This window comes from Exiguobacterium sp. R-39 (genome assembly GCF_049942815.1).
Classification (GTDB): Bacteria; Bacillota; Bacilli; order Exiguobacteriales; family Exiguobacteriaceae; genus Exiguobacterium_A.
This window is the reverse complement of the sequence record NZ_CP187965.1, coordinates 1,548,415-1,562,089: the sequence shown is the minus strand read 5'-3', so window position 1 is coordinate 1,562,089 and position 13,675 is coordinate 1,548,415. Positions and strand designations below refer to the sequence as shown.

18 protein-coding genes and 1 pseudogene are annotated in these 13,675 nt (G+C 47.6%); 11 read left to right on the top strand and 8 right to left on the bottom strand.

Annotation, left to right across the window (positions count from 1 at the left end; translation table 11 throughout):
* The first annotated feature begins 88 nt into the window (after positions 1–88).
* From ACP26N_RS08275 to ACP26N_RS08265, 3 genes are read left to right on the top strand one after another with little or no spacing between them, the layout of a single operon-like run.
* Positions 89–784: an ABC transporter ATP-binding protein gene (locus ACP26N_RS08275; protein ID WP_426353492.1), complete on the top strand. Its 696-nt coding sequence runs from the start codon at positions 89–91 to the stop codon at positions 782–784.
* 20 nt (positions 785–804) lie between these two features.
* Entirely contained in the window at positions 805–1,581 is a 777-nt protein-coding gene (locus ACP26N_RS08270; RefSeq protein WP_426353491.1) for a hypothetical protein, read from the top strand.
* Positions 1,582–1,597: 16 nt separating this feature from the next.
* A complete protein-coding gene (locus tag ACP26N_RS08265) occupies positions 1,598–4,234 on the top strand; it encodes an ABC transporter permease (protein ID WP_426353490.1) in 2,637 nt (878 codons plus the stop codon).
* A gap of 90 nt (positions 4,235–4,324) precedes the next feature.
* Here ACP26N_RS08265 and ACP26N_RS08260 read toward each other — a convergent pair whose 3' ends face one another.
* The gene (locus ACP26N_RS08260) at positions 4,325–4,672 is read right to left on the bottom strand and encodes a potassium channel family protein (RefSeq protein WP_131972681.1); all 348 of its coding nucleotides are present in this window, start codon (positions 4,670–4,672) and stop codon (positions 4,325–4,327) included.
* Between the two features lie 175 nt (positions 4,673–4,847).
* Between ACP26N_RS08260 and ACP26N_RS08255 the strand changes: the two genes are divergently transcribed.
* A complete protein-coding gene (locus ACP26N_RS08255) occupies positions 4,848–5,369 on the top strand; it encodes a shikimate kinase (RefSeq protein WP_426353489.1) in 522 nt (173 codons plus the stop codon).
* A gap of 2 nt (positions 5,370–5,371) precedes the next feature.
* Here ACP26N_RS08255 and ACP26N_RS08250 read toward each other — a convergent pair whose 3' ends face one another.
* From ACP26N_RS08250 to ACP26N_RS08240, 3 genes and pseudogenes are all read right to left on the bottom strand, one after another.
* Positions 5,372–5,755 carry a YkvA family protein gene (locus tag ACP26N_RS08250; RefSeq protein ID WP_426353487.1) on the bottom strand — a complete coding sequence of 128 codons (384 nt, stop codon included), beginning with the start codon at positions 5,753–5,755 and terminating at the stop codon, positions 5,372–5,374.
* A 59-nt stretch (positions 5,756–5,814) separates the two neighbouring features.
* Positions 5,815–6,518, bottom strand: a pseudogene (locus tag ACP26N_RS08245) (phosphotransferase).
* The gene (locus tag ACP26N_RS08240; RefSeq protein ID WP_255508299.1) at positions 6,515–6,754 is read right to left on the bottom strand and encodes a hypothetical protein; all 240 of its coding nucleotides are present in this window, start codon (positions 6,752–6,754) and stop codon (positions 6,515–6,517) included. The pseudogene ACP26N_RS08245 and the gene ACP26N_RS08240 overlap by 4 nt, the downstream one beginning before the upstream one ends.
* Before the next feature lie 135 nt (positions 6,755–6,889).
* Between ACP26N_RS08240 and ACP26N_RS08235 the strand changes: the two genes are divergently transcribed.
* The 4 genes from ACP26N_RS08235 to ACP26N_RS08220 all read left to right on the top strand — a co-directional run bounded on the left by ACP26N_RS08235 (position 6,890) and on the right by ACP26N_RS08220 (position 9,967).
* Positions 6,890–7,888 carry an NADP-dependent oxidoreductase gene (locus ACP26N_RS08235; RefSeq protein ID WP_426353485.1) on the top strand — a complete coding sequence of 333 codons (999 nt, stop codon included), beginning with the start codon at positions 6,890–6,892 and terminating at the stop codon, positions 7,886–7,888.
* Between the two features lie 159 nt (positions 7,889–8,047).
* Positions 8,048–8,287: a hypothetical protein gene (locus tag ACP26N_RS08230; RefSeq protein WP_426353484.1), complete on the top strand. Its 240-nt coding sequence runs from the start codon at positions 8,048–8,050 to the stop codon at positions 8,285–8,287.
* 40 nt (positions 8,288–8,327) lie between these two features.
* Positions 8,328–9,500 carry a hypothetical protein gene (locus ACP26N_RS08225; RefSeq protein WP_426353483.1) on the top strand — a complete coding sequence of 391 codons (1,173 nt, stop codon included), beginning with the start codon at positions 8,328–8,330 and terminating at the stop codon, positions 9,498–9,500.
* Between the two features lie 119 nt (positions 9,501–9,619).
* Positions 9,620–9,967, top strand: coding sequence for a DUF2200 domain-containing protein (locus ACP26N_RS08220; protein WP_426353482.1), 348 nt, complete (start codon positions 9,620–9,622; stop codon positions 9,965–9,967).
* A gap of 152 nt (positions 9,968–10,119) precedes the next feature.
* On the opposite strand, the gene ACP26N_RS08215 is transcribed toward ACP26N_RS08220, so the two are convergent.
* Complete coding sequence (locus ACP26N_RS08215; RefSeq protein ID WP_426353481.1) at positions 10,120–10,824, bottom strand: alpha/beta fold hydrolase; 705 nt, start codon at positions 10,822–10,824, stop codon at positions 10,120–10,122.
* A gap of 105 nt (positions 10,825–10,929) precedes the next feature.
* On the opposite strand from ACP26N_RS08215, the gene ACP26N_RS08210 reads away from it, so the two are divergent.
* The gene (locus tag ACP26N_RS08210) at positions 10,930–11,403 is read left to right on the top strand and encodes a M50 family metallopeptidase (RefSeq protein ID WP_290826701.1); all 474 of its coding nucleotides are present in this window, start codon (positions 10,930–10,932) and stop codon (positions 11,401–11,403) included.
* Between the two features lie 11 nt (positions 11,404–11,414).
* The gene (locus ACP26N_RS08205; RefSeq protein WP_290826703.1) at positions 11,415–11,618 is read left to right on the top strand and encodes a hypothetical protein; all 204 of its coding nucleotides are present in this window, start codon (positions 11,415–11,417) and stop codon (positions 11,616–11,618) included.
* A 73-nt stretch (positions 11,619–11,691) separates the two neighbouring features.
* Here ACP26N_RS08205 and ACP26N_RS08200 read toward each other — a convergent pair whose 3' ends face one another.
* Positions 11,692–12,135: an Lrp/AsnC family transcriptional regulator gene (locus tag ACP26N_RS08200; protein WP_426353480.1), complete on the bottom strand. Its 444-nt coding sequence runs from the start codon at positions 12,133–12,135 to the stop codon at positions 11,692–11,694.
* Between the two features lie 20 nt (positions 12,136–12,155).
* Between ACP26N_RS08200 and ACP26N_RS08195 the strand changes: the two genes are divergently transcribed.
* Positions 12,156–12,443 (top strand): DUF1272 domain-containing protein, encoded by a 288-nt coding sequence (locus tag ACP26N_RS08195; RefSeq protein ID WP_426355403.1) that lies wholly within the window; start codon positions 12,156–12,158, stop codon positions 12,441–12,443.
* Between the two features lie 47 nt (positions 12,444–12,490).
* Here ACP26N_RS08195 and ACP26N_RS08190 read toward each other — a convergent pair whose 3' ends face one another.
* Together ACP26N_RS08190 and ACP26N_RS08185 are read right to left on the bottom strand one after the other, a co-directional pair.
* On the bottom strand, positions 12,491–12,958 hold the full coding sequence (locus ACP26N_RS08190) for a DUF4188 domain-containing protein (protein ID WP_426353478.1): 468 nt from the start codon (positions 12,956–12,958) through the stop codon (positions 12,491–12,493).
* Entirely contained in the window at positions 12,955–13,500 is a 546-nt protein-coding gene (locus tag ACP26N_RS08185; protein WP_131972695.1) for a PadR family transcriptional regulator, read from the bottom strand. The genes ACP26N_RS08190 and ACP26N_RS08185 overlap by 4 nt, the downstream gene beginning before the upstream one ends.
* Positions 13,501–13,675: the final 175 nt, after the last annotated feature.

The following is a 13,675-nucleotide window of genomic DNA, read 5'->3' as shown; positions in this document are numbered from 1 at the left end:
TCATCAAGAAAATCTTTTTTCTTCAATAGACAAAATTTTCAAATAATATTACACTTATTTTACCTTAATTTGTAAAAGGAGTGGTTTGATGGATATTTTGGTCAAAGATGTTTCGCATACCTTCAGCCAGGCAGGCTTACAGAGTGAAGTCTTAAAAGCGTTGACCTTTCAGTTTTCCGCGAGTGACATCACCGCCCTTGTCGGTCCGTCCGGCTCAGGGAAATCAACGTTTTTAAGTCTGATCGGCTCGCTCGACCGGCCGACATCGGGGCAAATCGACTATGACGGACAAGACATCACGAAGTGGAAGAACCGGCAATTATCAAAATTTCGGGCGCAGGAAATCGGCTTCGTGTTCCAACAGTTTCACCTTTTGCCCGCTTTGACGGTCAAAGAAAATCTGCTCGTTCCCTTACTGAAACAAAAAACCGGCTTCAACAAAGAAGACCGGATTGCAGAAATCTTGGAAAAAGTCGGACTGACAGCGAAACAGGATGCCTTGCCGGCGCAATTGTCCGGCGGGCAACAGCAACGGGTCGCGATCGCCCGAGCCCTGATCAATCGCCCGCGCTGGATTCTCGCCGACGAACCGACCGGTAACCTCGACTCGGTCAACGGGGAGATGATCTTTCAACTGTTGCTCGATCTGCATCAGGAAGAACAATGCGGCATCCTGTTCGTCACGCACGATTTGGCCCTGGCCGAACGGGCGGACCGGATTGTATTCATGCAGGATGGACAGATTGTTGAAGACCGGCGGAAGCAAACCGTTCGGAGTGTGTGAAGACGATTCATGGAGGCGAGGTGCGATTCATCAAAACGTTCCGTTCCAAACTCATTGTATGCGTAATTAGTTCATTTGCAGTCTTTTTTCTGCTGTCATTTGCGGCACAATCGGTTTATCAATCGTTACGGCAAGCAGACTTTTCCGAACAGGAAACGACGATAAAACGGGGATGTGGAAAAGATTCGTTGTCGAATCGGTTTTTTTCAAAATATAACTGTTCCGAAGGGATCATTAGAGAAGATTCCGAGGGGGAAGTTCTTGGGGGGGCGACAAGGAAAACGGAAAAGATCGAAGGTGCTTCACGCGGAAAAGTAAAAACGGCTGAATCGGCCTCTTTCTTCGAAACTACCAAGGAAGCCGCCCGTTCCAAGTCGTCCTATTGGTTATGGGCAGGTCTGTTGCTTGCCGGGTTTTTCATCTATCGTCGTTTTAACCGCCGACAGTTTCGGAACCGTCCGCTTACCGGGCTTTCCGCAAAGACAAGCAAAACTGTTTTAACCCAACCGTTTTCCGTCCATTCGACGAATAAGACAAGAAATTCCGAGCCACCGCAGGAATCTGTCCGGCTGCTCCTATTCGACTTCAATCAGCAATTGCCAAAGTCCCTGCAACGCCGGTATTACGAGTCACTGACGGAATGGACCGAACGGATTCATCTGTCGACGCCGCTCGCCCCCTATCTAGTTACCCGGTATGCGACGGAGGCGGATTGTAAGGAACTTGATGCAAACGAACTCCATCGTTTCCAACAGGATTTGACAACGTATTTACGCCAGCAATCTTCCCATTACTGAATAAAGGAGAATCCCTATGCTACGTTTCGTTTTGAATCACTGGCGCCGGCAACGTTTTAAGTTCATTCTGACGCTTGTCGGAGCGCTCATCATCAGTGCCGGACTCAGTCTGATGTTCAACCTGACAGACTCCAGTCAAGGCACGGTCGAACAGACGTTACAGAAAAAATGGTCGTCCGCTTACGATATCGTCGTCCGCCCGAAAGGCAGTCAAATGACGACCGAATCTAATAATCTATTGGAACCCAATTATCTAAACGGTATCAACGGTGGGATTTCCTTTAAGCAATATGAAGCAATCAAACAGATGAAAGAAATTGATATTGCGGCACCGGTAGCGGTGATGGGCTACGTTAATTCTTCTACTACATTCAAGAATGCATTAAAGTTTCCTACCGAACCCGGTATGTACCGTCTAACAGAGACAAATTATATACAAAATGGGTTTACGAGAGAACGTCAATCGCAAACCGTCATTCATATCTCTCAAGGTACGGAAGTAGATGTTCCGAAAAATGCTTCTTTTTTCAATGAACCCATTGAATCTTTTAAAAATGCAATTGCAAGAAATCCGGTGTTAATTGTTGGAATCGACCCTGTCGAGGAAGCTCGTCTCGTTGGATTAGATCAAAGTGTTCGTTCAAATAATAAATCTCGATATTTCAAAAATACTGATCATCACGAATCCGGTGATTACCCTGACGAACATATTGTTCCAGTTTTAATTAATCCCAATTCCTTCAACAAAGGAAGTTATGAATATACAATCGAAAAATTAGATGCCCCCTTTAAATCAGATCAGGACCAGCAAAAGCTGATTGATGGATTAATAAAAAAACAGCCGAAACGTTCGGTTCTTAATTCAGCTTTATCTACGTATCCTGCAAAGAGAATACAGCATCTAAAAATTCTAACATCTAAAGTTGAAGAAACTTATTTACAAACATTGATTGGAAAGACAAATTCCACATATCTTGATATGGATAGTGCCGAAGGAGCACAGCTTCTGTATAAATCCGGACCTCTCTCGTTCAAGTCAGCAACTAGTCCATATTCAAGTCGTTGGAGCACTGCCTATGAAGTATCTGCTTCGCCAACTAAAATCAAAAATTGGACGTATGGTACACAATTTTTCCCAAAGAAAGGGTTCCGTCCCCTTGTATCAACTGGACGAAAGGTAGAAAAGCCAAAACCAGGTGAAGTGGACATTGCGTTTCCTTATCTATCATTTAAGGTCGTTGGCTTGTACGATCCCAATAACATCAAGGTCTCAAAAGACCCACTGAACGAGTTACCAATGGAAACATACCGTCCCTCATCTGCCGATCTTGTTTTAGATGCTAAAGGCGAACCCGTCAATCCTGCAAAATCAATTGACACGTCTGGTAATCCAGTCGGCCTTTTGACGAGTTCACCAAACATTCTGACGACGATTGATAGTGCGCGGGCGATCAATGGAGAACAAGCCATTTCATCGATTCGTCTCAAAATCAAAGGTGCGACGACCGTCAGCGAACAATCGGAACAACTGCTCCAAGACGTGAAAAAGCAAATTGAGCAGGAAACTGGATTGATGGCAACCATCACGAAAGGTTCCTCTCCCCAGCCTGTTGTCACGAAAGTCGTCGATAACGGCAAAACACTCGGCTGGATTGAACAGCCGTGGATTCATATCGGCGCCGCGATGACGATCTTCCGCGAGACGAGTGTCGGTTTTTCCGGTGTCATCTTTGCAATGCTCGCCGTCGCCATCGTTTATGTCCTCGCGACGAGTTACGTCTCGATGCTCGCGCGTCGGAAAGAATTTGCTGTCTTGCTCGCACTCGGCTGGCGGACAAAAGACTTGTACCGGATTGTGTTAATTGAAGCCGCGCTTCTTGCCGCTTTTGTCTCCGTTGTTGCTTTGATTGTCGAAAGTATTTTCTCGTATGTCCGAAACGAGACGATGAACGGTTGGAGCCTGCTTTGGATTACCCTGTTCAGTCTTCTGATTTACTTTGCCGGTGCCGCTTGGTCTGCCTTTACGATTCGGAAAATCTCGCCGTACGAAGCGATCAAGACGGGTGAATATGCGTCTTCGTCGAACGTCAAACTCGGCTTGCGTTCGACCTGGACACTGGCACTCAAAGAAATCTTCGGCAAATGGAAACGGAATGCCCTCTCAATTCTATCGATTGCTTTACCAACAGCCTTGCTGACATTCTTCCTGTTCGTGACATTCCACCTGCAAGGGGTCCTCTATACGTCATGGCTTGGTCAATTCGTCGCCCTGCAGGTCGGTCCGATGCATTATGTCACGATGGGGGTTGCGATTACGATTGCGATTCTGACAACCGGAGAAATCATGTGGCAAAACGTCACCGATCGGCGGGCGTCGCTCGCGATCTTAAAAGCGGTTGGTTGGACAAACCGTTCCGTCCGTCAGTTGATTGTGTTAGAAGGTGTGCTGATTGGGTTCGTCGCCGGAATCGTCGGCCTGAGCATCTCCTACATCACGATTTATGTCTTGTATGACTTAGTTCCATGGGACGAACCATTATTGATTGGGGTCTCGCTGCTTCTGCCGGTGTTGTTCGGGACAATCGCTTCGCTCCTGCCGGCGCAAATCGCGGCACGCGTCAATCCGTATCAGGAGCTGAAAGATGCCGGATAACCATAATCAGTAGACAACGAAGACCGGCTCTCAACATATGAGATCCGGTCTTCGTGCAGTTCATCAAACAAGTTTTTTCCAAAGGAATCGTCACTTCCGCTTCGATTGATCCTGCTTGGAATGAAATTCCTTTAACGCCCGGTTGAAGTTGACGATCAGGGCACTGATGACACCAATGCCAAGCAAGACATAGCAGATCGTAAAAATCTTGCCGATCGGCGTGACCGGATGAATATCGCCGTAGCCGACCGTCGTCAGCGTCATGACGGAAAAATACAGTGCATCGAGATAACTCAGTTCCTCTGCGCCGTGGTAAAAAAACATCCCGACCGTCAGCAGAAATACGACGGAAAACATGACGGCTTTTTGTTCGTCCTGCCGGAACAGAATTTTTAGCACGTGGTACATGTTGCGTAACAAGATGAAAAACGCAATCATCTTCGTTGCTCCCTTCACAGGTAATCACGACTGTCCGCCGGCTCATCTGTTAGAGGAATACCCGAAAAAAAGGAAGACGATTCCTTTATCGTCTTCCCGTCCGCTCTATTCTGTTTTAAGACCCGCATGGTATGATACATACAAACTATGCCCCATACATCAAGGAGGTTTTCCATTGCGGATTCAAATCATCGGTGGTTCCGGCACCGGTAAAAGCACGCTCGGCCGGTGGATCGGACAACAGGAAGGGATTCACTGGATCGACACGGATCATTATCTGTGGAAAGACCAGACGTTTACCGAAAAACGGTCGATTGCCGAACGTTATGCGATATTTACTCCGGATATCGAGCGGCATCACCGGTATGTAGTCTCCGGTTCCATCTTTTCCTGGAATGAAACCGGATTTCATAACCGGGAATTGCTGGTCTTTTTAACTTTGGACGAAGACATACGAATGCAACGATTAATCAAACGGGAACAAGAACGGTATCCTGATTTCGACGGATCCAATGAATTTCTCGATTGGTGCCGGACGTACCGAACCGCGACCGATCCGGCCATGATTGGGACGTTAGCCGAGCACCGGCTTCAAATAATTCGTTCGGCGTCCCCTGTCATCGAAGTCGATGCCGCGTTGCCGACGGATGTGATGTACAAACAAATCAAATCCACCTATCAGAAACTGACAATCTGAGCCTACCGGACGGCATCATAAATCTGCAGACCTATCCACATGATTAGCGTGCACCAAAGCAACAGGATCAACGCGCCGACAAACCAATTTTTCGGTTTATCCGCCCCCATCCATTGTTCTGCCTTGACGGTAGAGTCGTCGATGACTTCCTGCGGTAACATCCTTAATACAAGCAAGATGCCTAAAGGGACAAGAATGATGTCGTCCAGGTATCCTAACACCGGGATAAAATCCGGAATCAAGTCAATCGGACTGAACGCATATGCGACGACACAGGCCGTAAATAATTTGGTGTACCAGGCGACCCGGTCGTCCTGGTAGGCAAAATACAAAATAAAAATCTGCTTTTTTAATTTTTTTGCGGTATCCTTCAATTTTTCCAACATGATGATTCTCCATTCTTCGTCCGTTTAAACCGGCGGCGAACCCTTTCAACATTTCCGGTTCACCGGAACCAGTTGGCTCCCTCGCGTTCGAGAAAATCGAGTTCTTGTTCGTAATGCGTGACGTGCCCCTCTTCGATCATCCGTTGAAACGCTTCGTCACCTTCCGCCGCTTTCCGGTGAATCGTTTTGATCTCCGTTCCTGATCGTTAACCGGATTATAATGAGCCGGCTCACCGTCTGCCGTCATTTGATGCCGGCTTAACGGGACACAGGTGTAGAGCGTGTAGGACACATCCCAAATCCGCGGTCCCGGGGCAGCAACGTCGAAATCGATGATGCCGACAGGCCGTTCGCTTCGGAAGATGAGATTATAGACAGCAAAGTCATTATGACATATGAGTTCGAGCGGTTCCGGTGTTCCGTCGAGCGGCTGCCAATCGTTTGGTACCGGAAAATCAGCAATGGCATCATGGTATCCCCTTAACAACCGGGCCGTCTCCTCGAGGACACGGTCTGACCGCATATACGGCTGAAGCGGATAATTCCCGGCTTCGCCTTCGATGAACGACAGAATTTCGCGCCCCTGTGGATCCATTCCTAAATAGCGCGGGCTTCCTTCAAATCCTTTTTGCTCAAGATGTTGTAGTACCCGGTGGACTCGAAGACTCTCCGGTTTTTGTTCCCGTCTGACCGTATCCCCGATCCGTGAGACGTCGGAGACATTCCCGCCCGTCAATGGTTCTTCCTGTTCCGATTGTTTCATATTTTATCTTCCCCTTTTGACTGATTGAATACCGGAACAAGAATCGCCGCTCCGGCTAAACTGATGATGAGATCGCGCCATGAGACTAACCCGATATCAAAATGAAGGATCGTTGCCACTCCGTTCGTGACAACCAGTAAGAGGACGTACAATGTCAGACTGAGCGGCACCATCCGTTTAACGAACCGCGGCACACGTAACCACAGCCGTAACAATCGTTCTCCGGTCTTGTTCATCTCATTCACCCCAAACTCCAGTTTTTCCCTGTTCCTGTTTAGCTTATCATGTCCGAATGAATCACTCAAAGTGTTCTCCCGCTGGATCAACTGGTAGACTAAAAGCAGAAGAACCAGGAAATGGAGAGGATTTTCATGAAAGCGATGACGATTTCAAAATACGGCCAGGTCCCGCTCGAACAAACCGAACAGCCCTGCCCGGTCGTCCGGCCGCATGATGTTCTTGTGGAAATTCACGCAGCGAGCATCAATCCGGTTGATTTTAAGATTCGGGAAGGTGACGTCAAGCTGTTGATTCCGTATCAGTTCCCGCTGATTCTCGGCAATGACTTCGCTGGAATCATCATTGAGGTCGGTCATGCCGTAAAACAGTTTCAAATCGGTGATGCCGTCTACGGACGGGCTGAGAAAAACCGGATCGGCACCTTTGCCGAATACATCGCAATTGATGAACAGATGCTTGCCTTAAAACCGGCTTCGCTCTCCTTTGAGGAAGCGGCCTCCATCCCACTCGTCGGCTTGACATCCTATCAAGCATTACACGATGTCTTGCAGGCGACACCGGGACAAAAGATCCTGATCCAGGCAGGTGCCGGCGGCGTCGGAACCTTTGCCATCCAACTGGCGAAAGCGATGGGCTTGTACGTCGCAACGACGGCAAGCCCCGCCGGACATGATCTGGTTGCGTCACTTGGCGCTGATGAAATCATCGATTACCGGACTGAAGCGTTTGACGAAGTCCTGCATGATTATGACGGCGTCTACGATACGATCGGCGGCGAGACGCTCCAGCGCTCGTTTAAAATCGTCCGGCCGGGTGGACAAATCGTCTCGATTTCCGGTTTGCCGAACGGACGGTTCGGTAAGTCCTACCGGTCCGGTTTCCTGAAGACAAACCTGTTCCGTCTGCTCACCCTTCGCGAGACGTTGCTAGAACGTAAACATCGTGTTAGATACACATTTTTGTTCATGCGACCGAGCGGCCGGCAACTGGAACACATCACGGAATGGATAGAGACCGGACAAATCAAACCGGTCATCGACCGCATTTATCCGTTTGAAGAGGCACAGGCTGCGCTCGAGTATTCCGAGTCTGGTCGTGCCAAAGGTAAGGTCATCTTAAAAATCAAGTAAGAGACTAAAAACGGTCCAGCAATCACCCGACGATGGGGTGTTTGCTGGACCGCTTTTTATTGATGGCTTATTTTAAATTTATTCATCAACTTAAACAATAAATGATATAATATGTTAAAAATAGGATAATCGATTCTGGAGATGGGAAGGAAGAAATCAATGGACATACGTACCGGCACTCCGTACAAGTATTATTTTTGGAAACGGTTTTTTCTGCTGTTCATTCCGCTGTTTTTGATTGGTGCGTTACCTGACCCGTTCATTATGGGTAATCCGTTCGCCAGTCTTGAGGATTATGGCGAGTTTGCTTTCGCCATCTGTTTCTATTTGCTCACCTTGTCCGGCATTTCTGCTTTTTTGGTCTCGATACGTTGGCGAATGAAACACCACCGCCGTTGAATTCGATTCCCACACTTCACTTTAAAGGAGACCACATACTATGTCCCGGAAGACTTTCTTTACGGCGGCGTTGACGTTGACGCTTGTCGTCACGGCAGGATGCACCGATTCGACTGTTACGAAGCAACACTTGAAAGTTCCGGCAGATCAGGCTCAAGCTGCGCCAATCGTTAAACCGGTCACTGCTCCGTTGTCCGACTATGGAAAATACGTGCCGCTGAAGCGACAATCGGAAACGGTTACGCTTGGAAGCCATCAGACATACAATCTGAGCCCGTTCTTTACCGGACAAACCGTCGTCATTGCGCCGGACTACCTGTATCAGCAATCGATCTACTATACGCACATCAAACAAACGAGTGACACCGCCAGTAAAAGCTACATTTACCGGTACAGCCAAGGGTCGAACGATAATCAAGTATTGCATACGGTCAACCGGACCATCGGTATGATGACCGGAGTATCGCATTACCTGTTTTGGGTCGAATACAATCAAATCAAGTCCGGACAAAAATGGGCGATTCGTTCGCTGGACTTAAAGACGGGAAACATCAATACGCTGGATCAAGGCATCAGCCGTTATGACACGGCGATTCCTTATCTGGATACGTCCTCAAAACGGGTATCCTGGATGACGCATGAAGCGACACCGATCCGAACGAAAACAATCCTCAAGTCGTTTGATATCGGTGAGGATGCAATCATCATTCATCAGAATTACATATTGAAGGAAGGTAAAAAGCGGAACGGTCTGTATCCATTTGACTTCCGCCGGAGCGATGCCGGACTGATTATGCATACAAGCACGTTTAAGAACGGTCATCAAACACCGACGCTCGAGACGTTTGACGGCACGTTCAAACGACGGATGAACGGGCTGATTGATTTTGAACACAATAAAAAGTATGTCGCGACTGGTGAAGAAGGATCGGCCATCTTTATGAACAAGAAGGCGCAAAAAACGGGTTACCGGTTCAAACCGTCCGATAACCGGCTGACGGTTGACGCATTCCGCTTTTTATCGGCTGACCGTGTGATTTTCCGGGAGAGCATATCAAAAATTTGGTACGCCGATCTTGCGCATGGGACCGTCGCTCCTTTAACGGATATGGCCGATACGACGTCCAAACCGATTTATGTAAACGGAAAATTGGCGTACGCTGTATCAGACGGAGCACAGATTGAATTCCATGTCATCGATTTAAAAAAATGATTGGTTAAGACCGTTCCTTTCGTGTGAAAAGGACGGTCTTTGTTTTGTCCGGAGGGGTCCATTTCGAACGTTCGGTATGCTACACTTTTCGTAATAATTAGGTTCAAGGAGGGAGTACGATGACGAAACACCGTTTGTACACGACAGCGTTTTCGAGTGTCTATCCGCATTACGTGACAAAAGCGGAACGCAAGGGTCGGACGAAACAGGAAATCGATACGATCATTTGCTGGCTGACCGGTTACTCGGAACAACAACTTGCAACGCTGACAGCAGATAAGACGACATTCGAAGCCTTTTTTGCGGATGCCCCACAGATGCAGGAACGTCGATTGTTAATCAAAGGTGTCGTCTGCGGCGTCCGGGTCGAAGATGTCGAGGAGCCGTTGATGCGGGAAATCCGCTATCTCGATAAGCTAATTGATGAACTGGCGAAAGGAAAAGCCCTTGAAAAAATTTTGCGGTAGAAAATAAGGAAGACACCCAGATGCTGATAACGATTGCGTCATGTTTTGCTATCGTCACACTGGTGATGATCGTTCGGTATGGCGTTCCTTCGATCATTCCGTAACAAAAAAACCGGGCACCTCAGACAGGTGTCCGGTTCTTCTGTCTAACGTTAAAAGCGCTGATTTAACCAAACCAGAACATCTGAAATCATCTGATCGGATACCGTATGGTTGATGGACGGATACGTCAGGAACGTTAAATCACGATTCAGTTCCGTTGCCTGCTGCACGCAGTGTTCCTGCGTCTCGATCGGAATGACGGTATCGCATTGACCATGGACGAATAATGTCGGTGCGGACGTTGCTTGCAAGACAGGATCATACCCCTGCAAACGTTGTTCTTCTTCCAATGTCAAATCGGCTCTGTTGTCCCGCCGCCGGAAAAGCTGTTCCGAAAACAGAAAGGATCCGGAGCCGTTAATATTGATTACCCCGGCACTGCCCTGTTGTTTCGCAGCGATACCGCTCGCGATGAATCCGCCCATCGAAACACCGAGCCAGATGATGTCTACTTGTGTTACGTTCAACTGCTTCACGAGCGTAACGGACTCCTCAATACTTTGAAAAACGATCTGCCAAAAATGTCGTTCGACGACACCGCGGTCAAAGCATGCCTCCAGCCGATCGCGGCTGTCATGCAGGTGCAGTTCCGGCACAATGACCGTAAACCCTTGTTCCGAAAGCATCCGGGCGAAGTCTTCATATTTTGTCACGCTTGATCCCCAACCGTGATACAAACAGATAATTTTGCGGTAATTCTGACGCTGAGCTGGAAATGTCCTAATTGGCAAAATGGAATCAGTTAACAGGTTCATTTAATACGCCTCCTTTTTTTAATCTATAGATGAATAAATGACAATTATGTAAGTTGCTTGAAACATCCATTTTTTGTTATGTTTGTGGATGAGAGGAGGAAGAACATGGGTTTACTCTGGTTTAATCTAATCATGCTCGCCTTTTACTTACCGAGTTTGATTCTGCATGAGTACGGGCATGCATTCGCCGCCCGCTTAGTCGGTCTGCGCTTACAATCAATTTCCATCGGCAAAGGTGAACCATTCTTAAAAATCGGTCATTTTTCCATCGCCCGAAAGCAATTTTGGGAAGGACTGCACCGGTCTCAACCGTCAGAGATTTCGCTCAGCCGTGGACAACGAGCTGTTGTCTTACTCGGCGGGATTGGTGCCAATTTTATCGCCGGAACGTTCGTCGCCGGATTAAGTCAGCTCTTTCCAAGTCCGGTTATGCATCTGTTGGCGCCACCATTTATTCAGGTATCCATCATTTTCATTTTATTTAATCTGATTCCTATTCGGTTGACTAGTGGCTTTCCAAGTGACGGACTGCAATTAAAAAGGTTGTTCTTTAACAAAAACTCACGGACCGACTGGTAGGAGATGATTTCATGCTGAGACTTTTATTGCTTGCAAGCAGTTTATTACTCGTCGGGTGTAACTCTTTCGAGCAACCGAAAACCGTTCCATGGGGAGAAGAGACACCGGCTCAAATCGAGCGGCTAAAAGAGCATGATATTGAGTTTACGGTCAAAGACGGACAAGTCCTGATTCAGGAAAATCAGGTCGAAGAAGCAACGAAGTGTTGTACTTAACTTAAACATTATCATGCGGTTATTTCCTTTAAAAGTTCTGGGGATAGCCGTTTTTTAGTACTGAATTACATCATTAAATCAAAACACCGTCCCCGACCGTAAACGCTTTAAACGCAACGGGTGACGACAAGCGGATCCAGGTCGACGGTTTGCCGTACCTCATCGAGGCGTCGATAAACGCTTCCAATGTCTCGACCGACGGTATGTACAGTTTGACCATGAAGTTAAACGTCCCGGCGAGCCGGTGGCACTCGACTACATTCGGATGACTCTTGCAAAATGCGATAAACGCGTCGCATCTTGTGTCTTCGAACATCAAAATCGCCATGATTGTTTTTTCAAGCGCAACGGGATTGATGACGGCCCGGTATCCTTCGATGACACCTCGGTCCTCAAGTTTTTTGACGCGTTCGTTGACAGCAGGCGTCGAAAGACCCACCGTTTTGCCGAGTTCCGTCCAGGACATCCGCCCGTCTGCCTGCAATGCACGGATAATTGCGTAATCAATTTCGTCCATTTTTCAACCCTCCTAAAATTATGAAGACATATCTTAAAATTACCATTCATTTTCAGGTGAAGCTACTGAAAAACAAGGAAAATTATCTGCCTGGTCACGTTCTTCTTTCGTACAATAAAGACAGATCAAAAATAAGTGAGGTGAAAGACATGCAGGCAACAAATTGCACCCGCTGTGCGGAGACATTTGAAGACGGTCAGGAAACGTATCACTGTTCGCACAACTGTACATTCTGCAAAGAGTGTACCGAGACGATGAATTCGATTTGTCAAAATTGCGGAGAAACATTAGTCCGGGTAGAACAGTAATACATACAGCAAGGGAGCGGATCATTGGAGTCCGCTCCCTACTTTCGTTATTCACGTGTCGACACCGGTTTCCGTTCGGCCAGCCGGTCCTTCGCCTGTTCCTGATGTTTCTGAATCGTACTTTCTCCGACCGCTTTTGCCAGTCCCCGTGTCGGCAGATTAACATACATCGTCTCGTAGTTGCTGATTTCAAACGTCTCATGGAAAATCCCGACGGCGTTACTCGCCCGCGACGACTGATTAAACTTTTTCCATGCGGTCAGGTGACGGTTACCGTGCGAATAGGCAATCAGAGCGTCGGAGGAATGCCAATACTGAATCAACGTAACCGACCGCCAACCGACGAGCATCTCATGCGACAATAAACCAACCTGCTGCTCATAACATTCCTCAATCATCGGTGTCATCGCCTGGACGGTCGGCCACCATTTCCGGACCGATCGCAGACGGTTGATCCGTAAGCCGATGATGAATACGACGATGTCTTCATTTGGTGTCGCGATCACGCGTTTCATGATGATGTTCCTCCTTCGAGTGTCTGAACGGACGCTTCACACCATTCCAGCAGTGCTTGTGTCTTGCGTTTGCCGTAATCAAGCGTCAGCAGCCAATACATGGCGTCATCCGCTTCTTTGTAGGCCAAAATCGATTGTTCAATCATCTGGTATGTCTCCAATCGCTCCCGGAGCAGAGCAGCATGCTGGTCGATTTTTTGAATCGTCATCTCCTTTGATTCATGCCGGGCAAAATAGAGTTTCAGCAACAGTTCATTCCGCTGGACCGGAAGTTCGGTCGTCGGCTCCTCGACCCAGCGTCCGAGTTCCGCCTCGCCGTCCGGTGTCAGAACAAACGTCTTCCGGTCATCCCCCTCTCCGGTTTCTTCGACGATCAATCCTTCCTGCACCAACGTTTTCAGCATCGGATAGACCTGTCCGAAGCTGATCTTCCAAAAGTGATTGAGACTCGTATCAATCGTATGTTTCATTTCGTAGCCTGACGTACAGCCGCTTGCCAGTAAACCTAAAATCGCATACCGGGTCATGTTTTCTTTTGGCATAAGTCGCTCCTATATCTTTTAGATAGTATCTTTTAGATATATATTCCCGGTCTTTCAGTTACTAAACGAATATTCAGAATATTTATAGTTAGAAAATTATCTTACATTTTTGTAAGTCCCACTTCTTTTTTAGGGGAATGGATTTATTTCCCTATACACTAATAGAGTTTTCATT